The sequence below is a fragment of the Ralstonia sp. 22111 genome, assembly GCF_052045895.1.
GTDB lineage: Bacteria > Pseudomonadota > Gammaproteobacteria > Burkholderiales > Burkholderiaceae > Ralstonia > Ralstonia wenshanensis.
This window is the reverse complement of the sequence record NZ_JBQEPR010000001.1, coordinates 60,393-85,389: the sequence shown is the minus strand read 5'-3', so window position 1 is coordinate 85,389 and position 24,997 is coordinate 60,393. Positions and strand designations below refer to the sequence as shown.

Sequence of the window (24,997 nt, the reverse complement as noted above, 5' to 3'; positions counted from 1 at the left end):
ATCGCATTCCCAATAGAAAAAGCCGCCCAAAGGGCGGCCTCGTTCAAGCCATCAACAACCAATCACCTCACTGCACAGTCTCCTCCGCCTTCTTCCTCGGCCTCCGACTAAACCGCGTCGACAACACCCGTCGCGCCCCCTCCAGTCCTTCGCCCTTGCCCGCAACTTTCAAGTACGTGTAACCCTCCAGCGCGGCCGACATCAAATCACTGCCCATTGCCAGTTGCGAATCACGCATCCGTTCCAGCAGCTTGTCCATGCGGGCGACGCGCGGGCGCAGGGTGTCAAAACCCGTTAGGTCACGGCGCATTTCCTGCAGGCTGAAGTTGGCCGGCAGCACGCCGGGATTGTTACTGAGCAGTTCCAAAGCTTCGCGGCAGAACGCTTCGGACTTGTGGCCCATCTTCATGAGCTTGCTGCGTTGTTCGGTCGACAGGCCGATTAGACCGACGAGCTTTTCTTCCAGGGTCTTCAGGGCGCCATCAATGGCGGTTACGTCGGTGGCACTGAGTTGAAACGAAATCAGGTTTTGAGACATTGAAATCCTTCTAAAGCAGCTATCAGCGTCATGCCGGTTGGCACAACACGGAGATGTTGGGCACCGTTGCTGCTTATCTCAATGCCGCGCACAATTTTTGACGGAAAGCGGCCGCGCATTACACGGCGCGCACTGATTACACCGCGCCGGTGCTTGTGCTGCGAGCGGCAGCTCTACCCGCTGTGGTTCGAGTGTTTGACACTGACGCTTCAGTGTTTGAGGGTGAAGCTCCAGTGTCTGAGGGTGGAGTTCCAGTGTTTAACACTGACGCTTCAGTGTCAGAGGGTGAAGCTCCAGTGTTTAACACTGACGCTTCAGTGTCTGAGGGTGGAGTTCCAGTGTTTAACACTGACGCTTCAGTGTCTGAGGGTGGAGTTCCAGTGTTTAACACTGACGCTTCAGTGTCTGAGAGTGAAGCTCCAGTGTTTAACACTGAAACTCGACACTCTGAGGGGTGACGCTACTGAGCATTTCCGTCTGTCTGCGGCGCTTCCTTTGCCGCAATGCGAGCGCGTAGCTCGTCGTTTCGGTCTTGGCCGTTCTCGCCAAAGTGAATCAGGCGATGGCACGTGGGGCAGATGGCGCCGACGTACTTTGGATGATCTAGTCCTCCATCGGAAAGCCTGTTGATGTGATGTGGTTCAAGATACGGTGTGCCGTCGCTCTTGCGATTGAAGGGGGCCGGTGCCTCGCAAAGCTCGCAGTGGCCCTGCGCTCGCGCTAAGACATATCGCTTAACCCGTGCGCTGCGCTGGTATGCAATTCGAACAGTTTCTTTCGGGTCTGCAATCGGGCCGGCAGGCTGACATGCAGCAATCGCCGCTTGCCTCAATGTCGCCAGGTCGTCGGGCGGGCCTTCGGGCTTCGCCGCACTGTCGTCGTCTTGATACGGCAGACCGTCCAGTTCGCGACGCAGCGTGTTCGCTACCGGCATCAGCCGAAAGACGATCACGTCGCGTTCGTTCCCATTTCGGTCCGCATCTCGCCTGAAGAAGTACGAATCACAAGCGAACTCGCCCAAGTACACGCACGGCTTCCCTTTGCCGGTCATCTGAAAGACATGCAGAGCACGCCCGTCCTTGGCGTGTGAAGCAATGGCGAGGTTGCCCTTCGTCATCTTCATATCGCCGAGCTGGCCCTCGCCAACGTAGTACAGATAACCAAATTCGTCGAACTCGTCTTTGTAGCCGTGCTGCTCACCGTTCCCCGTAAACAGAAAGACGGCAGGAGACTGCCGAGAGGGCGCGATGCCGCTTTGCCCGCTCCCACCGAACTTTCCCGTAATCTCTTTTCTGCGGTTGTAGGCGTTCCCGATGACGAACTCGGGAATCTGCGTCACCGTTGCGGCCGCGGGCTGAACGGTGTCCCCATCGTTACTAGGCAGCATGCAATCCCCCCGGATTGGCTGTAAATTTTTGTGCCCATTTTATGCCACGCTGGTGCAAACTGAGCGGCGCTCTCAGCTGCGAGAGCTGTGCGCTGTCAAGCGGCCTTCACATTTCGCATCGGAAATATGGGGGCTGCTTTTGCGCTTTGCTTTCGTATAATCCCCAGCGCTGCCGCACCAACGGCAGCCGGGTCTGGCGATCCGACCGCGCAACACTCAAAGAAGACGGACAACTGCGCATGCGGTTGCGTCCGTACACGCTCGCGCTAGCTTTATGGCAGGCCGGGTGGGGAGACCGCAAGGTCTGCCGGTTTTCTTTGGGGGCCGGTTCGCCAGCCCCGCCGTCGGGCCTGCCACCCTCGTCTGGCGACGGAGTGGTGAGCCTCCAGCAACCCCAAAGAGGCCATCATGCCAAGCACTCAAAGCGGGCACCGCCCCGCGTCTTATCCATCTCCACCTGCACCACCCACGCACGCGTCCACGTCGTCTGACGCAGGCACGCTCACAAAAAATCGTACCTACCTGAACGGTGCAATCGCAGCGCAGGCGTATCTCAAGCGCACCCGCACCGCCATGCGCAGCCACGGCCAATGCCGACCGGGCATGCTGCGTGAGGAGCTTCAGCACCTCTCCACACACGCGTTCCCGCCGGCGTTTATCAAAGGCTTTATGGATGCGATTGATGCGTACGTTTCGATGTCGCTCGGGGGCCGCGATGTCGATCCGCAGACGTGGGATGTATTAGCTGCCGTAGAGCGGCGGGGCTACAGCCAATAAGAACAGATTGACGCATTCCCGTGACGGGCGGGAATGCCAACAGAGGCAGTGGTTCAGCGGCGTCCCTGTTCAGGCCTCCAGCGACACTGACCGTGTCAATGTCTCAAACTCACGTAAAACATCAGGGTGCTTCTGGGACAGAAACCGAAACACTGCTTCGTTACTCACCAATTTGGTCAGATATCCCTTCGCTAAGACCAGATTCAACACGTCTTGTCCGTAGGACTGCTCGACCAACTTGAGCTGGCCTTGCAGGTTTCCCATCTCGCGCTCCATCTTCGCCATCTGCTCGGCGGTGACACCGCTCATTTTGCGTGGCTTGCTCTCATGTAGCAGCAGATTGCTCGGCGTGGCAGCAACTAGCGCTTGCGCATACGAAACTGTGATGTTGTTCGCTGCGATCATCAGTTCGACGCACTCGATCTGACGGGTGGGCTTCAGCTTGCGCAGCACGGCGCCCAAGTTGGGTGAGAAGTGAAAGTCCTTCAGCAGTTCTGCGGCTTCCGGGCAAACGCCATTGAGCAGGGCCGCGTGCATGATGATGTGTCGAACATCCACGTTCAGCGCCTTGGCCAATTTTTCGCGAGGCACACCGCGCTCCAAGGCGCGCCGAATCATGAAGTGCACCTGGATCGTGCTCACCCGATTCAGTCTGTTGTTGTACGTATAGCCTTCGTCATCGTTGGCAACCAGACAAGGCGCATCCACGAACTCCAATTCCCTCAGCGCCGCGAGTCGGATATGACCATCAAGCAAGACGTGCAGTCCGCTGGCTTTGTCGGGTTTGCCCACGCTCAGCGGCTCAATCATGCCGATCGCCTCGATAGACGACAGAATCTGTTTGAACTTCGCAGATTGCTGGAGACCCTCGGGGGTCTTGCGCGACGGCAGAATGTTCTCAAGCGGCAGCGTCAGCGGCCGAGGGATGAACCCGAGCAGATCGGTCATGAGGTATGGCCTCCGGGCCAGACTCGATCAGACAGGTACTTCGGGAGCGTATCCAAACGCTCGGCGCGGAGTAACACCGTGAAGCTCTCGTCCAACATCAACTCGCGCAGTGCTTCAACGACGAAGAGCAGACGTTGTTGTGCTGTCTCAGCCTTTCTAACAAGCAGCTTCTGACGTTCGACTTCCTTCTGGTAATTGCGCACCAAACTGGATGTCGTTACCTCAGCCGGCTTGCGTGGTGCGCTGCGCGCCAAGGTCTTTCCGAGTGCCTGCCGCCGCTCGATAACGCGCCGCGCGTGCAGCAATTGGTGACCTCTCAACTGGCCGGTCTCATAGGCTTCCTGCAATGCAACTTGTACGGCACGGTCATTGTTGCCGGCCCCCGAGATGACAAGCGCTGCTGTCAACGGGATGCGCCCAGACTCTACCGCCACAAGTAGGCGCTCTTCACCGCTGCTGAGCAGCTGCAGGATGCCGTGTACATAGTCCAGCGTCAGACCAGTTTTCTCCGCGATCGCCTTCTTGTCGTAGCCTTGCTCTTGCAGTCGGCCAATACCTGCCAATAGCTCCAAGGCGTTGCCCTTCCGGCGCGCAATATTTTCGGCCAGGCTCATCACGAAGGCATCTTCATCACTGGCCTCCACCACCAGCGCAGGGATAAAGTTTTCCCCCAACTCTCGGAAGGCCTTGAGGCGTCCTTCACCACAGATCAACAGATAGTGCTCGGCGCCGTCTTGCCCAGGGCGCGGTGTGACAGTAATCGGCTTCTTTAAACCGATGGTCTGGATGTTGCGGACGATGTCCTCGAACTTCTGTGCGTTACGGTCTCGGGGGTTGAGGACTTCGATTGCGTCCAGCGGAATCATGCGCAGGTCAGGCTTTGCGTGTTTCCTGGTCATGCGGCCCTCCTGATGCGGCTGCGCTCCGCCATGCCATAGAGGTAGTCCAAGTTGCCGAACCGATAGGTCTCCAGTTCGAATCTGTTGTGGTCGGCCAAGCTGATGCGCGGCAAACCAAAGTCCAATCGCGGCAACAGGTAGTAGTCCAGCGGCCCTTGGTTGGCCGTGTCGAGCCTCACGGCTACTGTGATGTCAGGAAGAAGGCCGGCGTCAAAGCGCACCTTCCACCGGTGACTGCCGGTCTCCAGTATCTGACAGCGGGATAAGACGATCGAAACACTGAACTCGCGATTGACAGTGAGCAGGTCGGTTGCCGAGTCACGCTCTACTGAGCCGCCAAGTTCGGCAATCATCCGCTCCGTTTGTCCGATGATCTGCGGATGCATACGCCGCAGGAGGCGATTGATCTCGATGTAGTGATAATCACGATCCGGTGTGAACCCGACCGCCTGATAAGCGCGGACGAGACTACCGAAGCGGTGTGCATAGGCTGCTGCCGAAGGCATGCCTTCCGTCTCGTCGATGATTAGCCCTGACAAGAACCCTCGCGTCCGATAGAGATTGCGCAGCTTGTCCAACAGTTCTTCGTCACTGAATCGGCGCGCCCGAGCGCGCAGAATGCCTTGCGCTGTATAGAACAGCTCGGGTGAAACGATGGCTTCGAAAGCTCCATCCCTGCGAATCCACATTTCAGGGCCGTTGACGACGCGATGCTTCTTCAGTTTGAAAGACGTCCGGTTGTAGACGTTGTTGCCAATGTACTTTTCGTTGGACAGCACTTGGCGCACCGTGGCGCGTGTCCATGCATGACCGAGGTCCGTACGAATGCCGCTGGCGTTGAGCCGGCTGGCGATTTCAGATTCCAGTAAGTTGCTGTCAATAAACCATCGATAAATCTGATTGACCGTTGCGGTCTCTTCGTCCGGCCCTGGCATCAGGATGACGCGATCGGTCTGCAGGCTTTTTTGTTGACCACGCGTAAGCTCAGCCCGTACGGTACCTAGCTGATCGACCAGGACGCGCCGCAGGCCATATCCCGCCGATCCACCCTGTCGATAGCCCAGTTCGATCAGCCGACATTGGCCGGCGAACACCTTGGCAGACAGCTCGCGGCTGTACTCGCCAGCCATGGCGCGCTTGACGCCTTTGACGATAGTCGAGACCGGTGAACCGTCGTTCTCGAACTGTTCGGCGCAGTAGGCAACTTGTATGCCGGCACGGCGGCAGATGTACTCGTAATAGGCGCTCTCATCGGCGTCTTGGAATCTGCCCCAACGACTGACATCGTAGACGAGGATGACTTGGAAGTCGGCAGTGCCGGACTCAACGTCCTTGATGAGTTGCTGTAGGGCTTGGCGGCCATCGAGGCGGAGACCACTCTTACCCTCGTCAGCATAGGTACGCACGATTTGGATGCCGCGACGCTGTGCGTACTCGCGAATCTTGTCGGCCTGATTCTGTGTTGAGTACTGCTGATGCTCTGTCGACATCCGAACGTACTCGGCGCCGCGAAGCAGGATCGGCTCGTCGGGAGGTCTCGAGAATGTTTCGGCCATACGTCCAACCGCATAGAGTTTTTCCGCCAGTGCCGGCTAACGGACGTGGGCGCCTGTGGATTCAAAGCCGCAATTCCTGCCTCGCAGGAGGGCCCAAGATTCACATGGAAGAAACGGTAACGGCTGTTCGATGCGCTGCCTATGACGTCCTATGTTTGCACACGTCCTTTTTGCATCAGTGGTCGAGATACACGGGCGTCATTCGTACGATCCACGCGTCCATTGTTGCGCCGCTCGGTTGGAGAACCGCTTCGATTCGATAGAGACCAGTTGGGAAGTTGGGCAGGACTGAGCCGGCATACGAGGAGTCTTGGCCCCTCTTGTGTGTGTCCTTAGTTTCCCCGCCCTTAGCTGTGGTGTTCCGGTACTGCTGCCAGTAGTCCGGATGGCGCTCATGCCAAGCGCGCTGACTGCGCTTTTGGTTTTCTCGATAGTCCGGATCGTTCGCCATTTTCTCGTGCTGCCAACGCTGTCGCCGCGCTCGCTGGCAGGCAGGCATGGAGCAGTAAGTCTGGTTCGGTACTTGAGAGCGTGGGACGAAGGGTTGGCCGCAGCTTGCGCAGGCCCGAATAGTTGCCATGGCGTTCTTCCTGGCGAGACCCGGATACGCCTCGCAGTATCCCCGCCGTTTGCTGGCTGCCTGAGTTGCCGCAGCGTCAAACCAGACCGCTGCGCAATTCTTCGGCGCGGAAATGCCAAGGGTTTCGAGAGCGCCTGACAATCCCGACGCCCGTCGTCACAGCGGCGCTATTGGCGTTCCAACCTATCTAATTCTTCAAGCACAATTTCCCGAAACTGGTCGAATATCCCCCAGTTCTTGTACTCGGGGTCCCAGTACCCCCGACTCCACAAAATCGGTTCAACAATGTTGCTAACTTCTCGTAATAGCAATGTGCCACCGCCATGTTGTTGATCGGCAATTTCAGTGCGTGAACACGCACTCCTAGAATCAAAAAAATTTATTCCGCATCGCTGGACTCGCAGCGCTATCTAACTGGCAAGACGGGTCACCGGGCATTTCCGGCTTTTAAGATTGATCTGATGTCGCCATCATTGCTCAATGTAGAGAATCAACCTGCATATGCCCAGCCGTTATCGCAGAATTCCGCGCAGCGCTGTGTTTGTGATAGCCGGGCGCATCCTGGGTATCCCCTAACGACTGAGACGTGTATCAAATTTCGGTGGAGGCATCGTGCAATAGGCCGATGTGGGTAATCCAGCGGATTAAAGACTGCAGCGAATACACTTCGGGACGACTTAATGACGATGAAACGACTGGACGGGAAAACCATGGGCGGGATAGGGCGCACAATATTCGCAGCTCTGATTTTGATTGCGGCAAAACCGGCTTTGGCTTGGTTTGACAAAGAGATTATTCCTCCTCCTGCTTTGCTTTCCCTGCCAAGGAATACTCCCGCTGGTACTGTTGTGGCAAGGGCATATGTGACGCCTCAAACGTTATGTGGCGAGGCGTCCTGCCGGCTAACATATTTTCTGCCCTTCACCAGGTGGCTGGTGGATGGAGGTTCGGGCAATCCGACAGGGCCGCTCATTCTCACAGAACTCAAAGGCCTTAATATGCAGATCATTGTCAATGGAAAACCTCAGACGAAAATGCAAGGTGAATCGCCAGTCGCGTTTTCCACGCCGATCGAAGTTCAATGGATAAGGAATAATTACGGTTCCCCATGGTTTGGTAATGCAACAGCCACTGGAGCGATGGCGTTCTGGTTTTTTACAAAAACAATGACAGGAACTGAGGAAAACCGGAACTACATCAAACTTAAAACGAGTCTGACCGTGATCGAAGGAACGTGCTCAGTGCCAAGTCAAACGGTAGAGTTGCCATCCACGCGGGCGAGAAGCTTGACGGGCATCGGAACGACGGCCGGCGAGCGTAGCTTCCAGATTCAGATCAACAGTTGCCCCAAGGGATACAACAAGGTTCTCTACAGGCTCAAGCCGGTGGGCGACACCGTTGAGCAATCACCAGGGGTATTGCCGCTTTCCCCGGATTCAACAGCAAAGGGCGTAAAGATCAAGGTGACCGACACCGCAGGCGCCCCCGCTGTATTTGATACGTCGATCCAGGTCGATGATTACAACAAGGCCACAGGCGGCTCCTTCTCGATCCCGATGCGTGTGTCATACGTTCAGACCGAAGCCAACGTCACGCCCGGCACTGTGAACGGCGCCATGTCGGTGCTGATGGAATATCAGTGACAAGCGGCGGCGCGGATGAGCTCGACTGTGAGGGCCGCAAACAAAACCGATCGACGAATCGCCTGCAGATGACGGCGCAAGCCAGAGTGAGCAAAGTGAGATGAGTATCAAGAGGGCGCTCGAAACGAATGCGCAACTTGCCGAAGGAGACGCCCATCTTGCTTCCCGATCTAGCCGCCATGGAGCGGCGTGGCTACAGCCAATAACAACAGATTGACGCATTCCCGAGACGGGCAGGGCGCCCATCTATCAACCGTGCGCCTCGATGCTCACCTTCGCATACGACTCGCGCTCAATTTCAAGCACCTGCACAGAAAGCTGAAGGTGCACGCCTGCCGGCGCACTGCACTGCGCTTGCAAGACCGCCAACACGCTTGCCGACAGTTCGCGCCGCGTCTCCAGCGGTCGCCCGCTCAAGATCGCGAGATCAGCGTGTACGAATGCGCGCGGCGCGCTGGCGGTGCCCACGGCAAACGTGTCACACCGGTGGCTTCGGCTTTTGATGTCGGCCTCAACAAAATGCCCGGTCGCAGCAAGGGCTGTGTTGACGGCGAGCAGGGTCGCTTTGGCGTCAAAGGTGTTGAGGTTGGCGGAGTATTCAAGTGTGAGATGGGGCATGGCGTGGCCGTGCTGCGCGGCGGTTGTTGGGGGAGTGCGGCACAGATTGTGATGCAAGCGGCAGCCCCTGGGCCAACGCCAATTTCCACAGTGGGGGATTCAGAAAACGGCCGTCTCGCCAACCGCTTCGCGCCTAGGTGCTTGGCGCGACCTTTGTTGACGTCGGTCGTCGCTATACATTTTGCGTGCTTACCACGTGCGCTAGACAAGGATCATCGCTCTGAACAGACGAGTGTGCAGCCGATAGCGCCATTGGAAAGCAACAGGCTGAGTTCGCACTCGACAACGGGGTCTGCCTGCGCACGGCGGCCACGGCCGCACCGTTACGCGTGTTACGGCAGGCGCAGTTGGCGTCCGAAGTGCTGAGGCCTATGCTCCGCCAACCGATCCGGGCCCGGATTGGCAGCCGTCAGCATGACGAAGTCCAACCTCCAATTGAATGCTTAGATATGCGACACAAACTTGTGCGCCTGATCGCGGCGCTCTGCCTGCTGCTTCCCCTAGCTGCCCATGCCCTCACTGAATCGACGATCGATGCCAAAGCATTGTTCGATACCGCCGGTGTCGATGGCACGATGGTCGTCTACGACGTGCGGCAGCAGCGCACGCTGACCTACAACCCTGAACGGGCGGCAACCGCCTTTTCGCCAGCCTCGACGTTCAAGATATTCAATTCACTGATTGCGCTCGAAACCAGCGCTGTGGCCGACGTGGACCATGACATGCTGCCTTGGGACGGCAAGGTCATCATGCACAATGGCAAGCCGTTCCTGCCACCGGTGTGCGACAGCGACATGTCGATGCGTATGGCGCTGAAGAACTCGTGCATACCCGCCTATCAGGCGCTCGCGCGGCACATCGGCTCGGCCCAGTATCGCAAGTACCTTGAAGCGGCGCACTTCGGCAATGAGGACGTCGAAGGTCCGGTGGACTGGTTCTGGCTGAACAACCATCTCAAGATCACCGCGTATCAACAAGTCGAGTTTCTGCGCGAAGTGGCGGCACGCAGGGTACCGATGATCTCCGCACACAGCTACGACCTGCTCGATGACATCCTGACTGTCGAGAAGACGCCAGAATATACGTTGCGAGCCAAGACCGGATGGGTAACGGTGCCGGGCCAGGTCGAAGTCGGCTGGTGGGTGGGCTGGGTGACGCGCGGCGACGACACCTACGTGTTCGCGATCAACCTTGATCTGCCGACGCCGGAGGTTTTACCAAAGCGTCAGGAAATTGCACGCGCCGTGCTGAAGCAGGTGGGCGCGTTGCCGTGAGGGGCGAGAAGCAACTGATCAACCGCGTCGGTTGAAGATTCAAATTCACCAGCGCAGTCACGCTCCTGGCCACCACCCCAATACTCAACTTTCCTCAGCCCCACCGTTAGCACGCGCGCGCAGATGGTAGCTTCCAGCCTGATACGGCGTGTCAGGCGCAAGCCCTGCACAGCCAACAAAAAATAGGCGCAGTGCGCGTGCTGGCATGAACGGGTCATCGCCAGTACGCCCTACGGGTGAGGAAGCCCCTCGGCACAGCGTCGGCCCTGCACGTTCAGCGGCCTTTGCATTGTTTTGAGGGGAAAGCCGCATGCAGTCTCATACGCCATCTGCGGTACGGTTGGTGGACAATCGGCGTGGCCGCATTTCGCTGCAGTATCTCGAAGCGGGCCAGCAACATCGGGTGCGTACCAGCATCCGGGCAATCGCAGCACGCTCGCTCTATCAATGGGATGAAGCCGAGCCGCACCAGGCCGACGTGCTGGTGCTGGAGGGTGACCAAGCCGACGTGCGCGCGGCAGGCCCCTTCAAGCTATGGCTCGGTCAGCCAGCGCCCGATATGTTTGGCGATGACGTATTCAATCTGCCGCGCGCCTTCAGCACCCCCATGCTCTGGGGCGTGCTTGATCTGATCGCGCTGCGGCTGATGGACAGTCGCAGGCAGCCTACCGAGGCCGGCAGCGCATCGTTCATCGAGACCGATACCGCTACCGGTATCGACGCCGATAGCGCCACGACCGACAAGCCCGCATACCGCTTGCTCAGGCCCGTCACGCTCGGTGCGCACTTCAGCCAACCGCGTTTTCGCGTGGCAATGGATGACATGACCGCGCGCCCTGTCAGCCTGGACGAACTCGTCCATCACGGTGCACTTGAACTCGAAGAGGCGCGCTTGCTGCTGCGCACGCTCAAGGAGCATGGCGCGTTGGAGATCTGCGTTGGCAATCAAGCCAATCAAACCATGGCGCCGGCGCAGCCGCTGCACGCCGGGCCGCCGCCCGATGGCTGGTTGTCACGCGCACGCCGCTGGTTGCACGGGCGCGCCGGCCAGTGACGAGTAACGGCAGCAGCTGGCGCCTTTCGCCTGTGCGCTGTCTGTGCCCCACGTGTGGGCTTGAGTCCGCAACCTTCCGCAGGGTCTACAAGGTCCCGGCCGTGCGCGGTATCGGCATGCACGGATCAACAGCGCTGGTGCAGAGGGCGAGCGCCCCTTGCGGTGTGCCATGAGCGCGCCGCTTGATGTCTCGCCCTGCCGGGTCCGTCCAGCATTCTCAGGTGCAGTAGGGTGGCAATGACGCTTTCGCTTAATGATCTTCAATTGCTGACGGCGCTCGTCGGCAGCCTGCACGAGGCCTCGCCCGATAGCGTGGCGGAGCGGCCAGCGGTGGCACGCAAGCTCGAGTCATTGCTGGGCATTGATGTCATGTCGCATATCGTCCGGCACGAGGCGAACCCCATTCCCATCCACACCTCCACGTGGGGCCGGGATCTCCAATTGAATGCGGACTACAAGCAGTACTTCCATGCGGTCGACCCGATCTCCCCGCTGTTGCACCGTCGCGCAGACCCACTGCTCGTGGAGGGGATCATCGGCCGGCGCAGCCTGCAGCGCACGGAATACTTCACCGATTTCCTCACGCGGTACAAGGTCTACCCCGGCATGAGCCTGTGCCTGGATGCCGGAGGCGGAACCTTGCTCGATTACCGCCTCGGCACGAGTGAAGTCGGCCGCGTCTTTGGCGAGCGCGAGCTGCGCATTCTCGATCTGCTGCGGCCACACCTCATCAACGCCCACCGGCAACGCGCCTTCGCCGCGTTGGAGGGCGATGAACACGCCGCAAGCAGCCGCCCGTCGTTCGTGCTCGACCCTGCGCAGGCCCCACAACCCAACCGCGCCGCAGAAGCGCTGATGGCGGGGTGGGAGGCAAGCGAACGCGAAGGGTTGCTACTGCTGTTGAGCCGGATTGCCCTAGGCGCGAGCGAGCCGATGCAGTGGGCCGGGTTCGATCTCTGCACGAAGTTCGAACACGCCGCAGATGGCCGCATTGTTCACCGGCTGTATCTGACGGCCGGCACCGTGGGCTCGGGCGCGTGGTTCCAGCAGAAGTTCAAGGTCACACGGCGCGAAGGCGAGGTGTGCGAACTGCTGCTCAAGGGCCTGTCGGATAAGCAGATCTCCAAGGCGCTCAATATCAGTTACTGGACGGTGCGCAGCCACGTCGGGCGCGTGCTGGACAAGCTTGGGATCGAATCGCGCAGTGCTGTGGCGGCGCGTGTTATTGCTGCGCGCTGATGCGGGCGACGACGGCCGCGCCACGGCGGCCGATGCGCGATCCTTGATTCCCGATGCTGCCTCGGCGGTGCCTAGTTCACCAAGGTTGTAATGCTCTTCGCCGGCAGCGTCACCGTGAACGTATTCCCACTCACGGCCACGGGCGCCTGCTGCTCAAACGTTGCGGTTGCAGTCGACCTGTACGGCGTCAGGCTGGTCACCGTGCGCCCCGCAGGGTTGATCGACGCCGTAAGGGTCACGTCCGTGGCGTTCTCGTTTACCAGCACCACCACGGCCTTGTTGTCGGCGGCGCCCGCAGGCGTGCCGAACGCAGAAACACGCACGCCCTTCTGCGGCAGTGTTGTCGTGTCGTAGCGCACGTAGCCGGGGCGGATGAAATACGCAAAGTGCTTCAGGCCAATGCCAAAGTAGGTGGGCTTGTTGTCGGAGCCGATCAGGCCGGTGGGCTGGGCATCGTTGGAGTTGACCAGCCACCAGTAGACGTACGCGTTGTACTGCCCCAGCGTAAAGCCGTCGTGGATCTCCTTTGCAATGGCAATCGCGTCGTCAATGCTCGTCTGCCAAGACGTCTTGTTGTCAGCCTTGTTCACAGAATCCAGGAAGTGTTCGGTCATCCAGACGTCCTTGCCCAGCCTCCGGGCTGACGTCGGATACGCGGGCACGCCGCCGTACAGGTGGCCGCCAATGATCGAGACGTTGGCGGCGGCATTGGCATCGCCCAGCAGCGTGTCCGCCGTGGCCTGAGAAAAGTAGAACGATTCCGGCGCCATCAGCTTGGTCGTGGTGCCGGCCACTGCTGCTGCGCCTTGGGCGGCAGTCCAGGCGCGCATTTCTTCGGGGCTCCAGAGGCAGGACTCGTAGGTCGCGGGGTCCCAGTCCGGTTCGTTCTGCAGGGATACGGCGTAGAGCCTCACGTTGCGCGTGGCGGCATAGCGGATGTAGCTGTTCAGGTACTTGGCGTAGTCGGCGTAGCGGGCTGGGTCCAGGCGCCCGCTGTAGAGCGGGTTGCTGCGGGTGGTGTTGACGATCTTCATGCTCGCCGGCGGCGTCCACGGCGATGCAAAGACGAGGGCGCCGCGTGCCTGGGCGGCGGCGCCGTTCTCCAGCTCGGCTGTCCACTGCGTGGTGTCGGCCGTCTGCGTCGTGGTGTTCCACTCGGCGGGTGCAATGCGCAGCCGCAGGATGGACAGCCCAAGGCTGTCGGCCAGGCTGGTGCCGAACAGCGCGTTCAGGCGGTCGTCCGCCATCTTGCTGTAGTACCAGGCCGCCGATCCGCCGAACCCCTGGATGGTTTGTCTCGCGCTGCCAAAGTTGATGGCGGCGGCCGCAGCGGCGGGCTTGATGGTGAGCGCCGTGCTGACCAGGGCCGTGCGGTAGTGCGCGCTGTCCCGCGGTACGAACGTCGCCTGCAGGATCACGCTGCCGGCCGTGCTGGTGGTGGCGGCGCTCAGCGGTGCGCCATCAGCGGTGGTGTAAGACGCCGGGTCCACAGTGCCCTGAATGCCATACAGCGCATAGGGCACGGTGGAGACCTGCGCAGGCGTCAGCGCCGAGCCCTGCGTCACGGCAGCAGGCAAGTCCCACCGCACGGGCGGTTCGGCCTTGTTGACGGTCAGCGTGCGCACGGTGGTGGTGCTGGCGTATTTGGTCGTGTCCTGCGGCGTGAATGTCACCGACAGGGTCTGCGTGCCGACCTCCGGCTTGGTCCCGATTGCCGGCGAATACGTGAAGGTACCGGGCACATTGGCGGTCGCGTTCAACTGCGCGGTGCTGAGCGCCGTGCCCCATGCGATCGATGCGGGGTTCAGCCAGGTGATCGTCGGAGTAGGCGTGGTTGGCGCAGGCGCAGGCGCAGGCGCAGGCGCGGGTGCGGGTGCGGGTGCGGGCGTGGGCACTGGGGTCGGTGCTGGCGTCGTCGGCGTCGGCGTAGTGGTCGGGGTGCTGGCCGGCGCGGGCGCTGGTGCCGGGCTGGCCCCGGGGCTCGACGTTGCCACGGGGGCCGTCGTTGCGGCCGTGGACGAGTCTGCAGGCGTGTCGGCGCCGCCGCCGCAGGCCGCCAGCCCCAGGCTCAGCAAACCGATCACCATGCTCCGCGCGAGGTATGGATGCGGGTCTTGCGGCGCGCGCGTTCTTCTCGTCGTCAACGACATGTCTGGGCTCATTTTTTGGATGGGTTACGCGGGCAGGCGCCCCCTACGAAAGTGGGGTGCGCCGTATTGAGCACGCGGTATCCCATGTCACCTCAGCACGCGTCAAGGCAAGAGCGGGGCTGTTGAGAGTTCTTGAAAATCCCCATGGCTTCGCGCCATGAACAAGCCGGTCGGGCGCACCAAACCTGCGCTGCACGCAAGACGGCTTCGGCGCAACGCACTACGGCCCGCGCTGCTGCGCTTGGGGTATCGATGCGCGGGGCAGGGCGTTCCAAATCGGTGCGGCCCGCACCAACTCCAAGCGGCTGATGCCCGCATCCGGCAGCGCACGCCTCGCCCACGGGCAGCGCCCAGGCAATCAATCGCCCGCGGTGCAGCCCAGCAAGCCACTGGATGCTGCATGGCACAAAACTCGCATAAGCAGTGGGCGACCGGTCAGACCACGACCGCGTCTTTCTCTAACGTCGGCCCATGCACAGCATTCCATCCTCCGTCGCGCAAGCACTCCAGCAACGCATCCTGAGCGGCGATTACCCGAGTGGCAGCCGCTTGCCGCCGCAGCGTGAGCTGGCGGAAACGCTGGGCGTGAGCCGCGCGTCGTTGCGCGAGGCGCTGACGGTGCTCGAGACGCTGGGCCTCGTGGACATCCTCCCCAGCCGTGGCGTGGTGGTACGTGGCCAGAAGTTTGGCGCAGAGCGGGCGAGCGCAGAACGCCTGCATCGTCCGTTTGCCACGCCGGCGCTGGGCACGCTGTCGCCGCGTCAGTTGATCGAGCTGCGTCTGGTGCTGGAGCCGGGCTGGACGGCGCTGGCCGCCGCGCGCATGCATGCCGCCGGCCTGCGTCACCTGCAATGGCTGCAGCAGCAGTTGGCGCATGCGCTGGAGCGCAATGACCTGCTGAGCGCTGCAGAGGCCGACTTGCACTTCCACCTGCTGCTCGCGCAGTTGTCGGGCAACCCGGGTTTGATGGCGATGGCCGGCCAGTTGGAGCACGCCATCGGCCACAGCCTGCGCCTGCCCTTTGCCCGCAATGGCGCAGACGACCACCCTGCGCACGAGCACGACGCCATCGTGCAGGCCGTTGCCGCGGGCGATGCCGCCGCCAGCGCAGAGGCCATGCGTGCTCACCTTTTGTCGGCCGCGCGCCGCAGCGGCATCGATTTGAGCGCCGCGCCCGCCACGGCCGAACCCATGCAGCACGAACCGGTTTCCTTTCGCCTCGTCTCGATTTCCTGAATTTCCTGAAGGAGTTTTTGAATGATCCGCACCCTTGCTCTGCACTCGTCGCACCGTGTTTCGCGCCGCACGTTCTTCCACGCCGTCATGGCGGTCAGCGCGCTTGTCGCGCTGCTGCCGGGCCGCCCGGCCCATGCCGATGCGCTGGCCAACATCCAGAAAGCCGGCGTGATCCGCGTGGCGATCCCGAACGACTTCCCGCCGTTCGGCTCGCTGGGCCCGGACCTGAAGCTGCAGGGCTATGACATCGACATGGCCGGCCTCATCGCCAAGGAACTCGGCGTGAAGGCTGAGCTGGTGCCCGTCACCAGCACCAACCGCATTCCGTTCCTCACCACGGGCAAGGTGGATGTCGTCATCTCCAGCCTGGGTAAGAACGCCGAGCGTGCCAAGGTGATCGACTTCTCGCAGGCGTATGCGCCGTTCCCCAAGAGCGTGTACGGCCCGAAGGATGTGTCGATCAAGGCGCCGGCAGATCTGGCCGGCAAGACGATTGGCGTGACGCGCGGCTCGACTGAAGATCTGGCGCTGTCGGCCGTGGCGCCGGCGTCGGCCACCATCAAGCGCTATGAAGACAACAACGCCACCGCGCAGAGCTACCTGATCGGCCAGGTGCAGCTGGTGACGGTGGGCAACATCGTGGCCAACGCGGTGAACGAGCGCACCAAGCTGCGCCAGCTCGACATGAAGTTCCCCGTGGAAGACACGCCCTGCTATGTGGGCGTGGCCAAGGGCGAGCCCGCGTTGCTGGACAAGGTGAACGTCATCATCACCAAGCTGAAGACGGATGGCCACCTGAACGATCTGTCGCAGCGCTGGATCAAGATGCCGCTGCCGGCAAAGATGTAAGAACCTGCCCACGATCCTACTGCGCGACCCGATCTTGGCCCAGCGATGCTCGCCGTACCCATGTACGGCTGCGCTTCTCCGGCCAACCTCGGGCCGCTCGCTACGAATCGTGAACAGGTTCTACGCAGCTTCGTAACGCACGTACGCCGGACCTCTTCATGGCTTATCAATTCGACTTTGGCGCTGTCTTCAGTTACAGCGGCCAGCTCGCGCAGGGTGCGGCATTTACGCTCGCGCTCACGGCGGCGGGCGCGGTGGCGGGTGGCGCCATCGGCATTGCCGGGGGCGTGTGCCGCGCCTGGCGCATCGCCCCGTTCAATGCCTTGTTCAAGGTGTATGTGGAGGGCATCCGCAACACGCCGTTCCTCGTGCAATTGATGTTCGTGTTCTTCGGCTTGCCCTCGCTGGGTGTGCAGATCAACGAATGGCAGGCGGCGTTGCTCACGGCGGTGGTCAACCTGGGCGCGTACATCACCGAGATCGTGCGTGCGGGCATTCAGGAGACACCGCGCGGCCAACTGGAAGCCGCCAACGCGCTGGCGATGAGCCGCTGGGCCATCTTCCGGCACGTGGTGCTGCGGCCCGCGCTGCAGAAAGTGTGGCCGGCGCTGAGCAGCCAGATCGTGATCGTGATGCTGGGCACGTCGGTCGTCTCGCAGATTGCCGCGCAGGACCTGACCTTTGCCGCCAACTTCATCCAGTCGCGCAACTTCCGCGCGTTTGAAACCTACCTGGTGGTGACGGCGCTGTACTTTGCGCTGGCGCTGTTGCTGCGCCAGTTGCTGGCCTGGATCGGGCAGCGCTTTGTCGTGGGGCGCCGCGTGCCGGCGGCGTCGGCTGCACCGCTTGCTACCACCAACGCAGCCGCTACCACTGGAAACGCAGCATGATCTCCGACATCCCTCTGTTGCCCATTCTCCTCAAGCTGGGGGAAGGGCTGCTTGCCACGCTCATGCTGTCGCTCATGGCCTTTGCGTTGGGCGGCACCGCCGGCCTGGTCGTGCTGTTTGCCCGTGTGGGGCGCAACGCCACGCTGCAGCGCGTGAGCAAGGCTTACATCCAGCTCTTCCAGAACACGCCGCTGCTCATGCAGATGTTCATCGTGTTCTTTGGTGCATCCATGGCGGGGTTCGAGATGTCGCCGTGGACGGCTGCCGCCATCGGCCTGACGCTGTACACCAGTGCCTATCTGGCCGAGGTGTGGCGCGGCTGTGTCGAGGCCATTCCGCGCGGGCAGTGGGAAGCGTCTTCCAGCCTGGCGATGGGCTACTTCCAGCAGATGCGGCACGTGGTGTTGCCGCAGGCGGTGCGCCTGTCGATTGCACCCACGGTCGGGTTCTCGGTGCAGATCGTCAAGGGCACGGCGGTGGCCTCCATCATCGGGTTTGAAGATCTGTCGAAGCTGGGTTCGGTACTGGCCAATGCCACCTTCCAGCCATTCCTCATCTACGGGCTGGTGGCCGTTGCGTACTTTGCGCTGTGCTGGCCGCTGTCTCTTTACGCCTCTCATCTGGAAAAGAAGCTCTATGCCGCTCGTTGATCTCTGCGCCGTACACAAGCATTACGGCAACAACCATGTGCTCAAGGGCGTGGACCTGCGCGTGGAAAGCGGCCAGGTGGTCGCCATCATCGGGCGCAGCGGCTCGGGCAAGAGCACGCTGCTGCGGTCCATCAATGGGCTGGAAGCCATCGACGACGGCCAGATCGTGGTCGACAACGCGGTGCTCAAGGGCTCGCAGGCCACGCCCGCGCAACTGCGCGCGCTGCGCCTGAACGTGGGCATGGTGTTCCAGCAGTTCAACCTGTTTCCGCACCTGACGGCCGGCGAGAACGTGGCGCTGTCGCCCGTGGTGGTCAAGGGCATGAAGAAGGCCGATGCCAACGACCTCGCCCGGCAGATGCTCGTCAAGGTGGGCCTGGCCGATAAGTTCGATGCCTACCCCGACCAACTCAGCGGCGGCCAGCAGCAGCGCGTGGCCATTGCGCGCGCGCTGGCCATGCAGCCGAAGGTGCTGCTGTGCGACGAGATCACCTCCGCGCTGGACCCTGAGCTGGTGAACGAGGTGCTGGCCGTGGTGAAGCAGCTCGCCGCCGAAGGCATGACGCTGATCATGGTCACGCACGAGATGCGCTTCGCCCGTGACGTGGGCGATCAGCTCGTCTTTATGCACCAGGGGCTGATCCATGAAAGCGGGCCGGCCAAGGACGTGTTTGCCAGCCCCAAGACGGCAGAGCTGGCGGCGTTCATTGGCGCGGTGCAGTGAGCGTTGCGACGGCACGGCGCACCCGCTGCGCGCCGGGTGCCGTCCGTGTCAGCGTCAGTGTCAGTGTTGGACCGATGCAGCGAGTGGCTTGAGCGTATACGCCAGCGTGCCGTAGCCGAGCTGGTCAAAGCCGCCGCTGTTCGGGCCGTAGTCTCCGCCCCCGCCTTCGGGCTGCACCTGCTGGGCAAACGCAGTCACCCCAGGGGCGTGCTTCTTCTTCAGCACCACGTAGTGGTTGTAGAGCAGTGCCCAGACGGGGCGCACGTTGCCGCGCCCGCCGGTGGAAATCTCGGCCTGCGTCACGTCGCTGTTGCGGTACGGCGTGTACGGCACGTCCTGTCCGAGGTTGTAGCGGGCGGCATATTCGGCGCCCTTGAGCACGCGGTTGTCGTCGTAGCCGAAGAGGTCGTCGCCCTGGTTCCACGCCATCTGGCAAAACACACCCAGCAGCGCGATGTCGAGCATGGTGTGCCCCTGGTCGCGCCCGCTCTCCTGCACCTGCCCGAGCCCATCGGGATAGAGCCGCCAGACCACGTGGTCGATGGCGCCATTGCCTTGCCCGTGCTTGAAGTAGTCCACGGCTTCGGCATAGATGTCGCGGCGGTCGGTCAGCACGCCGATTGCCAGCATTGCGCTCATGTTGGCCAAGTCCCAGTTCGCCCAATAGTGGTCGATCTTGGCGCCGTTGTGCCGGGTCAGGAAGTCGTGGTTCATCGGATAGAACACATTGAGCATCATGGCCTGGAAGCGCCGGAAATCTTCCGGCCGCCACTGCGGCGCGGCCCGCAGAATTTCGGCGGCATTCGCCAGCTCATAACCGTAGATGCCCGACGCGAGGAACTTGTCCGAGCTGCCGTCAATGCGCGTCAGCGTGGCTGACCACACGTTCAGGATGTCGATGGCCTTCTGTGCATAGGCGTCGTCCCCCGAGACCTTCCAGCGCAGTGCCAGTGCATACGCGGCGGCCGCGTCGTTGAACAGCGCGGCGTAGTTCTCGGCGTGCTCGGGGTTGCGCCCCCGATAGACGACGGCCTGCGGGCGCGCATTCCATTTGAGCGAGGCATGCGGATTGGCGGTGAGCCGTTGCCAGCCGTCTTGCCATGGCTGCGTGCCCCGCGCCACGGCATGGCGCATGCGCAAGAAATCCTGTTCGGTATGCAGCAGGCCGGGGTGGACGAACGGTTTCGTCTCTGGCGCGGCGGCTGTGACGCCGGCGGCGCAGGTCAGCAATACGGCACAAAGCCAGCGTCGGAACAGTCGGGGGCGATGGGTGTTCTGCATGGGCATCCAAGGGTTAGCAATACGCCTGTGATGCTCCAAGTGCGGGGCGGCGGCGTCAACGCTCAACGGTTTTTGAGGGTGTGGATGGTGGGCGTGGGTTCGTTTGGCCGGCCATGGTTTCGTGCCGGGTGGCCTTGCCGGTTGCGTGTTGCCACAACATTGCACGCTCCCCCCTTGCCCGTTGTTCAGGAGTTGCCATGCCGCGTGTTGATGGTTCCAGTTCTTCGGCCGTGCCGCCGCCGTCTACGGGCGAGGCGTCGACCAGCCAGGCTCGCCCGCATCCTCAGTCCGATCTGCGCCAGCGCCCTGCGCGTGCCCGTGAGGGTGCCCTGGCCGCACTGCCGCCCGCGCCTGCGAATGCGCCCCGCGTGCCGGCTGCGGATACCGCCGTGGAAGAACTGCCGCGCGGCCGCATTGCTGCCACGCTGGATCGCCTGCGTGGCGCGAGGCAGGTCTTGGCGAATGCCGGTGCGCAAGCCGCGCATGTGGGCGTTCGCGCAGGGGCTGCAGCCGCGCAATATGCGTTGAATCATCCGCTCTTCACTGCTGGCGTGGGCGGCGTTGCGATGGGCAACTACAGCATGCAACGTGCCGAGCGGCGCAATGACCCTCATGCCTACGCTGGCGGGGTATCCGTGACGATGTTCAGTACGGCGTTGCTGGCACTCCATGCAGGCTACGTCGTTGCCGACCTGCTGCTCGGCAATCCGGCGCCGTTGCGTGTGAGCGCTGACATGCTGTCTGACGCCGTGAACATGCTCAACGGTCTGGACGATGTGGACATGACTGCAGAAGCCGGACATCACGCGCTGTACGTGATCGATCATCTGCAGGACATTGCGGCCGTGCCCGGCAACCGTCTGCACCCGGCCGTGCGGGCTGCAGCCGAACAGGCGGGCGGCAACCCACAGCAATTGATCCGCAATCTGGTGGGGGTGCTGACGGGCAATCCACCGGTGTATTCACGGCGCCGGCCGCCACCTGGGGGCCCGCGTGCGCCAGCGCAGGCGGGGCTTGTGCCGGCAACGCTGGGCGTCAACGTCCAGACGCTGCGGCGCGCCGTCGACATGCTCACCGGTTTTGCTGGCGAGCACGAAGACATGACGGCAGAAGCGGGCCTCCACCGGCAGGACGTCATCGACCACCTGCAAGACATTGCTGCTCGCCCAGCCGGCGTGTTGCACCCGGCCGTGCGTCAAGCAGCGCAGTCCGCTGGCGACAACGCGCAGCTGCTGGTACGCAACCTCGTGGCGATGCTGCAGCGCGATCCGTCCATCCTGCCGGCGCGTCGGCAGGAACCGGCGCGGTAAGGCGCGGCTCCCTGCTCGGCCAGGCGCCGTCCTTCCAGGGTGCGTTCATGCCGGGGGGCTGCGTCCGCCTTGTTACCGGGGGGGCGCATATGCCATCGCATGCAGCCATTTTGGATTAGACATTTTCAAGGCACCTCATCTGGTGCCTTTTGTTTATTTTGGTGGTGCGCTCAACATAATGGTTAGGCGCAAAAAATCGGTCATTTGTTCAGTAAGTTTTCTCTCCATCTGTGCTTCTTATCTCTCAGCAGCAACTGGAATTTTCTTTGCTTATGCTAGCGAAGCCCTGAAGCCGGGCCGTAGTAAATGCCGAGAAAATCTCGATGCATTTGCTTGATGGATATTGAAATCACATTCTGGAGATAAAACATGTCGAACGTTCAGACCGCTGCCACGTCGTGGGGGACAGTGCCGTCGATCCGTGTGTACACGGCCAATGGTGGCAAGATCACCGAGCGTTGCTATGACGGGAAGGGGTGGTACACGGGCGCCTTCAGCGAGCCCGGCGATAACGTCTCCGTCACGAGCTGGCTGGTCGGCAGCGCTATCCATATCCGCGTATATGCCACCAGCGGCAGCAATACCACGGAGTGGTGCTGGGACGGCAACAGCTGGACCAAGGGCGGCTATACCCAGACCAACTGATTTACCGCAGACCTGAACATGCAGAATGCGGTGCGGTTCTGCATGCATCGGCGTAAAGCGAGTGCGTTCGCTTTGCGCCGATTTGTGTTTTGTATTTTTAATGCGCCAGGGCCAGTATTTAAAGATAATCAACCCATAAAATATGGGTCGACGCGGCGGGGGTATGGTCCACGGGCCAAACGTGCCCGAAGCAGCAAAAAAACGGGTGTCAGACACCCGGGGTGCTCTGCGATAATCGCGGCACTCCAAGCTCTCGCCTCACCCGCCCCATGGTTGTCCGCCCCCATCTGCACTGGTTCCGCATGCTTCTGGCATGGCGCGGTTCGGTGCTGCCGCAGCTTCTGCCGCGCCTGTTCCTGATCTTCTTCGTGTCGTTGGTGGCCATTGCGGTGCATGCGCACCTGCTGCCCATCTCAGTCAACCTGAGCACGACGCCGTTCTCGCTCGTCGGCATTGCGCTGGCGGTGTTCCTGGGTTTTCGCAACAACGCCAGCTACGACCGCTACTGGGAGGCCCGCAAGCTCTGGGGCCAGTTGCTCAACACGGCGCGCTCGCTCACGCGTCAGGCGCTGACGCTGCCGCGCGGGGATGGCCCGAACGATGCGGCAGCCGATGCCGATGTGCGCGAGTTCGCACAGGTGCTGGGTGCGCTGCCGCACGCGCTGCGCCACCAGTTGCGCCACACCGATGCGCGCGAAGACCTCGCGGCCCGCCTTCCCGCACCGTTGCTCGAACGCGTGATGGCCGCGCGCTACCGGCCCATCGTCCTCGTGCAGTGGCTGGGTGAATGGGTGCAGCGTCGCGCGCAAGCCGGTGCGCTCGATGGGGTTGCCGCCCTGGCGTTCGACCGCAACCTCAACGAGCTGTCGAACAGCATTGGCGGGTGCGAGCGCATTGCCGGCACACCGCTGCCGTTTGCGTACTCGGTCATGATCCACCGCACGGTGTACTTCTTCTGCGCCGCGCTGCCGTTCGGGCTGGTGGAAAGCATCGGCAGCTTCACACCCGTGTTTGCGGTGTTTGTGGCGTACACCTTCATGGCGCACGAGGCCATCGCCTCGCAGCTTGAAGATCCGTTTGGCACTGAAGACAACGATCTCGCGCTCAACGCGCTGTCCCACACGATTGAAGATGCCGTGCTCGACATCCTTGGCGAGCCGAGCCCGCCGCCGCGTGAGGGTGTGCGGCGTGGGGTGATCTTCGATTGATGCCGCGGTTGCGGCGCAGTGCTTAAAGGGCCATCGCCAGCGGCTGCGCCCAATGCGCCAGCACAGGCGCATTGCCGTGCAGCGCACCGCTTACCGCATCTGCGTTGCTCGTCACCAGCGCGCCAAGCTCCACCCCGAACAGGCTCGCGCACGTTTCGTTCAGCGTGCGTACGTTGCGCAGGCCAGCCCGCCGGGCCAGCGCGTGCAGCGCTTCGGCTTCGGGCGCGTCATTGCCGCAGGTATGCGCCAACCGGTACAGCGCCCAGGCGGCGCGTTGCTCGCGCACCAGCGCATGCAGGGCTTCCCCTTCCGCAAACAGCCGCGCACGCACCTGGCGCGGGCAGGCCTGCCAGCAGTGGCTGAGCAGGGCGGCGTTCCACGCCTGTGCCGGGTGTTCGAACACCAGCGTGGCCAGCGCACGCGCCCACGGCTTGTCATGCTGGATCGCAGCCATGCGCGGGCACCCGGCGTCGGGCACGGCCTTGAACGTGATGGCGCACGGCTGCCACGCGGTGCCCGGAATCTCGCAACCGAAATGCGCGAAGGCGGGCACGACAAACGGATCGCCCGGGCGCACTTCGCGCCGGCCGTTGGCATCGCGCAGGCACGCGCTGCCCAGCTCGGCCTGCACGCGCACCGCAAACGGAAAGCGCAGGCGCGAGAGTCGGACGTGGGCGCGGCTGATGAGTGGCATGGCAGACCGATAAGGCGGCGGATGAAGCGCGACTGTCGCAGGATTCTATGTCTGCGCGCAACAGGGGCAATGTCGCCCGGGTGACAGAGTCGGGCGCGGCGCTTACAGCTCTGACAGGCCGAAGAGCCGCAGCCGCTCAAGGTCGGTCACGCGGATGGTCTGGTACGACAGCGCGATCATTCCGCCTTCGGCCAGCCGCTGCAGCGCGCGGTTCACGCGCTGGCGAGACAACCCCGTCAGCAGCCCGATCTCTTCCTGCGACAGTTCCAGGACAGTGCTCGTGCGCGGGTACAGGGCAGGGTGGAACAACTGCGCAATCGCTTGCGCCACGCGCGCATCGGCGCTCAGCAGGCGATCGTTCTGCACGGTGGCGATGAACTGGCCCATGCGTTCGTTGAGCTGGCGCACCACAAAGCTGGCAAACGGCAGGCTCTGCGCGAGCAGCGTATTGAACACGGGTTCGGGCACCAGCAGCACGTGCGAGGCGCGAATGGCGATCACGTCGTAGCGGCGGTCTTCGCGCTTGATGACGCTGCCCTCGCCGCACCAGCCGCCCGCCGGCACGCCCGAGAACGTGCAGCCGCGCCCGTCGGAGGTGTACACGGCCAGCTTGATGAGGCCGGTGTCGACGCCGATCCAGTAGCGGGACGGCTCGCCGCGGCGGGCAATGAAGGCGCCGGGCTCGAAGGCCTGCAGCAGGGTTTCTCGCGCGGCCAGGGCCTGGTGTTCAGGCGCAAGCGCGGTGAACCACGCATGGCCCTGCAGTTGCGTGGCGGGCGTCGGAGCACGGGGTGTCGTCATGGCAGGCGTGGGCACACGGTCAAGGGTGGCGGGGGCGCGTGGGGCT

Annotated in this window: 23 protein-coding genes and 1 pseudogene; 13 read left to right on the top strand and 11 right to left on the bottom strand. The window is 62.2% G+C overall.

The window, feature by feature from the left end:
* Nucleotides 1-67: 67 nt before the first annotated feature.
* Together ACTJK4_RS00405 and ACTJK4_RS00400 are read right to left on the bottom strand one after the other, a co-directional pair.
* Nucleotides 68-538, bottom strand: coding sequence for a hypothetical protein (locus ACTJK4_RS00405; protein ID WP_316895793.1), 471 nt, complete (start codon nt 536-538; stop codon nt 68-70).
* A 460-nt stretch (nt 539-998) separates the two neighbouring features.
* Nucleotides 999-1,925: an HNH endonuclease gene (locus ACTJK4_RS00400; protein ID WP_440815220.1), complete on the bottom strand. Its 927-nt coding sequence runs from the start codon at nt 1,923-1,925 to the stop codon at nt 999-1,001.
* A gap of 408 nt (nt 1,926-2,333) precedes the next feature.
* Here ACTJK4_RS00400 and ACTJK4_RS00395 point away from each other — a divergent pair, with 408 nt between their 5' ends.
* Nucleotides 2,334-2,702 (top strand): hypothetical protein, encoded by a 369-nt coding sequence (locus ACTJK4_RS00395; protein WP_440815218.1) that lies wholly within the window; start codon nt 2,334-2,336, stop codon nt 2,700-2,702.
* 69 nt (nt 2,703-2,771) lie between these two features.
* Here the strand turns inward: ACTJK4_RS00395 and ACTJK4_RS00390 are convergent, their stop codons facing one another.
* Genes ACTJK4_RS00390 through ACTJK4_RS00380 form a run of 3 tightly spaced genes read right to left on the bottom strand, consistent with a single transcriptional unit; the run spans nt 2,772 to nt 6,105 of the window.
* A complete protein-coding gene (locus ACTJK4_RS00390; protein ID WP_440815215.1) occupies nt 2,772-3,650 on the bottom strand; it encodes a plasmid partitioning protein RepB C-terminal domain-containing protein in 879 nt (292 codons plus the stop codon).
* Complete coding sequence (locus ACTJK4_RS00385; protein WP_354533857.1) at nt 3,647-4,549, bottom strand: ParB/RepB/Spo0J family partition protein; 903 nt, start codon at nt 4,547-4,549, stop codon at nt 3,647-3,649. The genes ACTJK4_RS00390 and ACTJK4_RS00385 overlap by 4 nt, the downstream gene beginning before the upstream one ends.
* Nucleotides 4,546-6,105, bottom strand: a complete 1,560-nt coding sequence (locus tag ACTJK4_RS00380; protein ID WP_440815213.1) for a recombinase family protein — start codon at nt 6,103-6,105, stop codon at nt 4,546-4,548. The genes ACTJK4_RS00385 and ACTJK4_RS00380 overlap by 4 nt, the downstream gene beginning before the upstream one ends.
* Nucleotides 6,106-7,371: 1,266 nt before the next feature.
* On the opposite strand from ACTJK4_RS00380, the gene ACTJK4_RS00375 reads away from it, so the two are divergent.
* Complete coding sequence (locus tag ACTJK4_RS00375) at nt 7,372-8,328, top strand: fimbrial protein (RefSeq protein ID WP_440815210.1); 957 nt, start codon at nt 7,372-7,374, stop codon at nt 8,326-8,328.
* Between the two features lie 40 nt (nt 8,329-8,368).
* Here the strand turns inward: ACTJK4_RS00375 and ACTJK4_RS00370 are convergent.
* Nucleotides 8,369-8,473 (bottom strand): annotated as a pseudogene (locus ACTJK4_RS00370) (IS5/IS1182 family transposase); the annotation flags it as partial.
* A 104-nt stretch (nt 8,474-8,577) separates the two neighbouring features.
* Nucleotides 8,578-9,003, bottom strand: a complete 426-nt coding sequence (locus tag ACTJK4_RS00365; RefSeq protein ID WP_440815207.1) for a 5-carboxymethyl-2-hydroxymuconate Delta-isomerase — start codon at nt 9,001-9,003, stop codon at nt 8,578-8,580.
* A gap of 392 nt (nt 9,004-9,395) precedes the next feature.
* Between ACTJK4_RS00365 and blaOXA the strand changes: the two genes are divergently transcribed.
* The 3 genes from blaOXA to ACTJK4_RS00350 all read left to right on the top strand — a co-directional run bounded on the left by blaOXA (nt 9,396) and on the right by ACTJK4_RS00350 (nt 12,513).
* The gene (blaOXA, locus tag ACTJK4_RS00360) at nt 9,396-10,220 is read left to right on the top strand and encodes an OXA-1206 family carbapenem-hydrolyzing class D beta-lactamase (protein ID WP_440815205.1); all 825 of its coding nucleotides are present in this window, start codon (nt 9,396-9,398) and stop codon (nt 10,218-10,220) included.
* A 310-nt stretch (nt 10,221-10,530) separates the two neighbouring features.
* Complete coding sequence (locus ACTJK4_RS00355) at nt 10,531-11,274, top strand: hypothetical protein (RefSeq protein ID WP_440815202.1); 744 nt, start codon at nt 10,531-10,533, stop codon at nt 11,272-11,274.
* 237 nt (nt 11,275-11,511) lie between these two features.
* Complete coding sequence (locus tag ACTJK4_RS00350; protein WP_316881654.1) at nt 11,512-12,513, top strand: helix-turn-helix transcriptional regulator; 1,002 nt, start codon at nt 11,512-11,514, stop codon at nt 12,511-12,513.
* Nucleotides 12,514-12,584: 71 nt separating this feature from the next.
* Here ACTJK4_RS00350 and ACTJK4_RS00345 read toward each other — a convergent pair whose 3' ends face one another.
* Nucleotides 12,585-14,663: a hypothetical protein gene (locus ACTJK4_RS00345; RefSeq protein WP_440815199.1), complete on the bottom strand. Its 2,079-nt coding sequence runs from the start codon at nt 14,661-14,663 to the stop codon at nt 12,585-12,587.
* 471 nt (nt 14,664-15,134) lie between these two features.
* On the opposite strand from ACTJK4_RS00345, the gene ACTJK4_RS00340 reads away from it, so the two are divergent.
* The 5 genes from ACTJK4_RS00340 (at nt 15,135) to ACTJK4_RS00320 (ending at nt 19,012) form a co-directional block, all read left to right on the top strand.
* The gene (locus tag ACTJK4_RS00340; protein ID WP_440815197.1) at nt 15,135-15,899 is read left to right on the top strand and encodes a FadR/GntR family transcriptional regulator; all 765 of its coding nucleotides are present in this window, start codon (nt 15,135-15,137) and stop codon (nt 15,897-15,899) included.
* Between the two features lie 21 nt (nt 15,900-15,920).
* Complete coding sequence (locus tag ACTJK4_RS00335; RefSeq protein WP_440476959.1) at nt 15,921-16,748, top strand: transporter substrate-binding domain-containing protein; 828 nt, start codon at nt 15,921-15,923, stop codon at nt 16,746-16,748.
* A gap of 158 nt (nt 16,749-16,906) precedes the next feature.
* Nucleotides 16,907-17,638, top strand: a complete 732-nt coding sequence (locus ACTJK4_RS00330) for an amino acid ABC transporter permease (protein WP_440476960.1) — start codon at nt 16,907-16,909, stop codon at nt 17,636-17,638.
* Complete coding sequence (locus ACTJK4_RS00325; protein ID WP_232041635.1) at nt 17,635-18,288, top strand: amino acid ABC transporter permease; 654 nt, start codon at nt 17,635-17,637, stop codon at nt 18,286-18,288. Before ACTJK4_RS00330 ends, ACTJK4_RS00325 begins: the two co-directional genes overlap by 4 nt.
* The gene (locus ACTJK4_RS00320; RefSeq protein ID WP_322017115.1) at nt 18,275-19,012 is read left to right on the top strand and encodes an amino acid ABC transporter ATP-binding protein; all 738 of its coding nucleotides are present in this window, start codon (nt 18,275-18,277) and stop codon (nt 19,010-19,012) included. The genes ACTJK4_RS00325 and ACTJK4_RS00320 overlap by 14 nt, the downstream gene beginning before the upstream one ends.
* A 60-nt stretch (nt 19,013-19,072) precedes the next feature.
* Here the strand turns inward: ACTJK4_RS00320 and ACTJK4_RS00315 are convergent, their stop codons facing one another.
* On the bottom strand, nt 19,073-20,293 hold the full coding sequence (locus ACTJK4_RS00315; protein WP_440815193.1) for an alginate lyase family protein: 1,221 nt from the start codon (nt 20,291-20,293) through the stop codon (nt 19,073-19,075).
* 197 nt (nt 20,294-20,490) lie between these two features.
* Here ACTJK4_RS00315 and ACTJK4_RS00310 point away from each other — a divergent pair, with 197 nt between their 5' ends.
* From ACTJK4_RS00310 to ACTJK4_RS00300, 3 genes are all read left to right on the top strand, one after another.
* Nucleotides 20,491-21,603, top strand: coding sequence for a hypothetical protein (locus ACTJK4_RS00310; RefSeq protein ID WP_343621045.1), 1,113 nt, complete (start codon nt 20,491-20,493; stop codon nt 21,601-21,603).
* 369 nt (nt 21,604-21,972) lie between these two features.
* Nucleotides 21,973-22,248, top strand: a complete 276-nt coding sequence (locus ACTJK4_RS00305) for a fucose-binding lectin protein (RefSeq protein WP_232041639.1) — start codon at nt 21,973-21,975, stop codon at nt 22,246-22,248.
* 269 nt (nt 22,249-22,517) lie between these two features.
* On the top strand, nt 22,518-23,456 hold the full coding sequence (locus ACTJK4_RS00300; RefSeq protein ID WP_440476962.1) for a bestrophin family protein: 939 nt from the start codon (nt 22,518-22,520) through the stop codon (nt 23,454-23,456).
* Between the two features lie 22 nt (nt 23,457-23,478).
* On the opposite strand, the gene ACTJK4_RS00295 is transcribed toward ACTJK4_RS00300, so the two are convergent.
* Both ACTJK4_RS00295 and ACTJK4_RS00290 read right to left on the bottom strand, forming a co-directional pair.
* A complete protein-coding gene (locus ACTJK4_RS00295; RefSeq protein WP_322017119.1) occupies nt 23,479-24,150 on the bottom strand; it encodes an AraC family transcriptional regulator in 672 nt (223 codons plus the stop codon).
* 102 nt (nt 24,151-24,252) lie between these two features.
* Nucleotides 24,253-24,951 (bottom strand): Crp/Fnr family transcriptional regulator, encoded by a 699-nt coding sequence (locus ACTJK4_RS00290; protein ID WP_137910952.1) that lies wholly within the window; start codon nt 24,949-24,951, stop codon nt 24,253-24,255.
* Nucleotides 24,952-24,997 lie beyond the last annotated feature (46 nt).

Coding starts and splice junctions, on each gene's coding strand:
- blaOXA (WP_440815205.1), top strand. CDS start 9,396: ATGCGACACAAACTTGTGCGCCTGATCGCGGCGCTCTGCCTGCTGCTT.
- ACTJK4_RS00320 (WP_322017115.1), top strand. CDS start 18,275: ATGCCGCTCGTTGATCTCTGCGCCGTACACAAGCATTACGGCAACAAC.
- ACTJK4_RS00390 (WP_440815215.1), bottom strand. CDS start 3,650: ATGACCGATCTGCTCGGGTTCATCCCTCGGCCGCTGACGCTGCCGCTT.
- ACTJK4_RS00305 (WP_232041639.1), top strand. CDS start 21,973: ATGTCGAACGTTCAGACCGCTGCCACGTCGTGGGGGACAGTGCCGTCG.
- ACTJK4_RS00310 (WP_343621045.1), top strand. CDS start 20,491: ATGCCGCGTGTTGATGGTTCCAGTTCTTCGGCCGTGCCGCCGCCGTCT.
- ACTJK4_RS00355 (WP_440815202.1), top strand. CDS start 10,531: ATGCAGTCTCATACGCCATCTGCGGTACGGTTGGTGGACAATCGGCGT.
- ACTJK4_RS00375 (WP_440815210.1), top strand. CDS start 7,372: ATGAAACGACTGGACGGGAAAACCATGGGCGGGATAGGGCGCACAATA.
- ACTJK4_RS00325 (WP_232041635.1), top strand. CDS start 17,635: ATGATCTCCGACATCCCTCTGTTGCCCATTCTCCTCAAGCTGGGGGAA.
- ACTJK4_RS00315 (WP_440815193.1), bottom strand. CDS start 20,293: ATGCAGAACACCCATCGCCCCCGACTGTTCCGACGCTGGCTTTGTGCC.
- ACTJK4_RS00405 (WP_316895793.1), bottom strand. CDS start 538: ATGTCTCAAAACCTGATTTCGTTTCAACTCAGTGCCACCGACGTAACC.
- ACTJK4_RS00380 (WP_440815213.1), bottom strand. CDS start 6,105: ATGGCCGAAACATTCTCGAGACCTCCCGACGAGCCGATCCTGCTTCGC.
- ACTJK4_RS00395 (WP_440815218.1), top strand. CDS start 2,334: ATGCCAAGCACTCAAAGCGGGCACCGCCCCGCGTCTTATCCATCTCCA.
- ACTJK4_RS00340 (WP_440815197.1), top strand. CDS start 15,135: ATGCACAGCATTCCATCCTCCGTCGCGCAAGCACTCCAGCAACGCATC.
- ACTJK4_RS00345 (WP_440815199.1), bottom strand. CDS start 14,663: ATGTCGTTGACGACGAGAAGAACGCGCGCGCCGCAAGACCCGCATCCA.
- ACTJK4_RS00330 (WP_440476960.1), top strand. CDS start 16,907: ATGGCTTATCAATTCGACTTTGGCGCTGTCTTCAGTTACAGCGGCCAG.
- ACTJK4_RS00385 (WP_354533857.1), bottom strand. CDS start 4,549: ATGACCAGGAAACACGCAAAGCCTGACCTGCGCATGATTCCGCTGGAC.
- ACTJK4_RS00290 (WP_137910952.1), bottom strand. CDS start 24,951: ATGACGACACCCCGTGCTCCGACGCCCGCCACGCAACTGCAGGGCCAT.
- ACTJK4_RS00350 (WP_316881654.1), top strand. CDS start 11,512: ATGACGCTTTCGCTTAATGATCTTCAATTGCTGACGGCGCTCGTCGGC.
- ACTJK4_RS00335 (WP_440476959.1), top strand. CDS start 15,921: ATGATCCGCACCCTTGCTCTGCACTCGTCGCACCGTGTTTCGCGCCGC.
- ACTJK4_RS00400 (WP_440815220.1), bottom strand. CDS start 1,925: ATGCTGCCTAGTAACGATGGGGACACCGTTCAGCCCGCGGCCGCAACG.
- ACTJK4_RS00300 (WP_440476962.1), top strand. CDS start 22,518: ATGGTTGTCCGCCCCCATCTGCACTGGTTCCGCATGCTTCTGGCATGG.
- ACTJK4_RS00295 (WP_322017119.1), bottom strand. CDS start 24,150: ATGCCACTCATCAGCCGCGCCCACGTCCGACTCTCGCGCCTGCGCTTT.